The organism is Pseudoalteromonas sp. SG45-3 (genome assembly GCF_014164075.1).
GTDB classification, from domain to species: domain Bacteria; phylum Pseudomonadota; class Gammaproteobacteria; order Enterobacterales; family Alteromonadaceae; genus Pseudoalteromonas; species Pseudoalteromonas distincta.
Map to the genome: position 1 here is coordinate 1 of NZ_JACJEN010000065.1, position 637 is coordinate 637.

Here is a 637-nt window from a genome sequence, read left to right on the forward strand (position 1 = left end):
CTGCATTAATCGCGACGTCTTCAACCGTGACTTTATCTCCGTTCACATCGGTAAATACCACAGTGGCTGTTTGGTTAGCATCAGCCTCTTCTATTATACCGCTTACAACTACATCACTTTGCTCTACGGTATTAATAACAGTGTCATCACCTGTTGCAACATCAATGCTGGTTACGGCTGTTTTATCGTGAATGGCTGTATCTGTATCGGTTGCTGTATTACCTGCTACATCACTTACTGTGGCTGTGGCGGTTAATTCGCCGTCGTTTAGGTCTGATACATCTGCGCCTGTGATTGTGTACGCTTCATCAGTAACTAGTGCACTGAAAGTTTTAGTATTTGTGCCATCACTAACTACTACGGTAACCGTTTGGCCATCTTCAACACCTAATGCGGTGCCGTTTATGGTTACATTTGTGTTTTCGCCATTGCCGTTAATAACGTTATCGGCTGTATCTTGTATTTCAACGGTTACATTGGCGTTGGTGTCTTTAGTTAGTGTTTCGGTATTTACCGCTTCATTGCCGGCGTTATCAAATACGCTAACACTTACTGTTACGTCGCCATCTGCAAGTGAGCTTATATCTTCGTCACTTACTTCCCATGTGCCATCGGCATTTATGGTTACATTATCAAC

1 pseudogene is annotated in these 637 nt (G+C 43.2%); it reads right to left on the reverse strand.

The features are described 5' to 3' along the window. Positions 1–637, reverse strand: a pseudogene (locus tag H5126_RS21265) (hypothetical protein); the annotation flags it as partial.